We start from the raw sequence: 2,139 nt of genomic DNA, 5'->3' as shown, positions 1-2,139 counted from the left end.
TCGTTGGCCAACCAAACGATGGTGCCAACGCTCACCAGGTCAGGACGCTTTGCCGCACCATGTGCTGGTGTCGGTGCTGATTTTGGGTTCGCGGTTGCTGTCGCCACGCCAGCATTATTACGGCATCCCGACAAGACCCGAATCCGCCCCCCTGTTATCGCCCCCCGCGAGGCACCCAGGGAGGGCTGGACCGCCTACGCACACGGGCTTCCAGGCCCCGAGAGCCGCAGAGGGAAACGGAAATCCAGCACCTTCTAGGCATGAACAGCGCGTCCACTAAACACGAGTCACGGGCGTCCCAAAATTCACATAATTGCGCGGGCCAAAGGAGTGCCGAACACGCGAAAAAGAACGTCGCGGCTGGTCATCCCGCTCATGACTCGGGCCGGTTCGGTGTCGGGGAGCGGGCCCGGCGGACCCCCGCGGCACACGGGCGGGAGGGTTTCGCGTCACACGGGCGGCGAGGAGCCCCGCGACGGGCCCGGTGCCGCTCTCGTGTCGGCCGACAACACGACGGACCCGGTCGCGGTGCGACCGGGTCCGTCGAGGAGATGGGGCGGCAGGCCCTAGTGGTGGGCCGCCTCCTTCTCCGCCTCGGTGGAGGAGTGGTGCGGGTGGTGGCCGTTGAGCGCCTCCACCCCCTCCAGGGACACGTCGTCCTTGGTGTACCAACGCGCCAGGGCCTTACGGAGCCTGCCGCTGCCCTTGCGGGCCTCGGGGTTCTCCACACCCCTGCCGTCCGCGTCGGCGCCGTCCTCCAGCGCCGTCGAGGTGATGACCGGCTTGCTCTCCAGGACGTGAACCGTCTCCGGGGAGCTGTGCTTGTGCACCTCCACGAACTCACCGCTGGGCAGCTGCTGGATGGTGCCGCTCTCGTAACCGTGCTCCAGCGTTTCCCGGTCGCGGCGCTGCAGCCCCAGGCAGATGCGCTTGGCGACGAAGAAGGCCGCGATCGGACCCACGATGACCAGCACACGGAAGATGTACGTGGTCGTGTACAGGCTGATCGAGAAGGTCTCCGAGATGATGTCGTTGGACCCCGCCAGCCAGAGCAGACCGTAGAAGGTGATGCCCATGACGCCCACGCCGGTGCGCACCGGCGCGTTGCGCGGACGGTCGGCGACGTTGCGCGCGCGCTTGTCGCCGGTGATCCACTGCTCGATGAACGGCCAGGCGGCCAGTCCGCCGAAGATCAGGCCCGGGATGATCAGGCCTGGCACCAGCACGCCGGTCGGGATCGCGTAACCGAAGGGCGCGATGTCGAACCAGTTCGGGAAGATGCGCAGCGAACCCTCCATGAAGCCCATGTACCAGTCGGGCTGGAGCCCGGAGGTGATGGACGTCGGAGTGAAGGGCCCGAACAGGTGGATCGGGTTGATCTGCACGAACGCGCTCAGCAGTGCGATGACGGCGAACGTGAAGAAGAAGAACCCGCCCGCCTTGACCGCGAAGGCCGGGAACATGGGTGTTCCGACCACGGTCTTGTCCGTGCGCCCGGTACCGGGGTACTGGGTGTGCTTCTGGTGCCACAGGATCATGAAGTGCGCGACGATCAGACCCAGCAGCAGTGCCGGGATCGCCAGCACGTGCAGCATGTACAGCCTCGTGATGATGTCCTCGCCGGGGAACTCCCCGCCGAAGAGGAACATCGACACGTACGGGCCGATGAGCGGCAGCGCCATCATCACGCCCTGGAGGATGCGCACGCCCATGCCCGAGGGCAGGTCGTCGGGCAGCGAGTAGCCGAAGAGGCCCTCGAGCATAGCCAGGACGAAGATGGCGACGCCGATCAGCCAGTTGATCTCGCGCGGCTTGCGGAACGCACCGGTGAAGAACACCCGGAGCATGTGCACGACGAGCGAGGCCACGAAGATCAGCGCGGCCCAGTGGTGGATCTGGCGGACCAGGAGACCGCCGCGCACCTCGAAGGTGATGTGGAGCGTGGAGGCGTAGGCCTCCGACATGGGAACGCCCTGGAGGCGCTCGTAGGAGCCGTCGTAGACGACCTCCAGCATGCTCGGCTTGAACCAGAGCGTGAGGAAGACGCCTGTGAGCAGCAGGATGATGAACGAGTACAGCGCGATCTCGCCCAGCATGAACGACCAGTGGTTCGGGAAGACCTTGCGCAGGTTCTTCTCG

General features: G+C 66.1%; 1 protein-coding gene. It reads right to left on the bottom strand.

Translation table 11 applies throughout. From position 1 onward, the window contains the following. Positions 1 to 566 precede the first annotated feature (566 nt). A partial coding sequence (locus ABD54_RS26365; RefSeq protein WP_047872257.1) for a cytochrome bc complex cytochrome b subunit occupies positions 567 to 2,139 on the bottom strand: 1,573 nt, incomplete at its 5' end.

The sequence above is a fragment of the Nocardiopsis sp. RV163 genome, assembly GCF_001029525.1.
Lineage (GTDB): Bacteria > Actinomycetota > Actinomycetes > Streptosporangiales > Streptosporangiaceae > Nocardiopsis > Nocardiopsis dassonvillei.
This window is presented reverse-complemented; position numbering and strand designations above follow the sequence as displayed.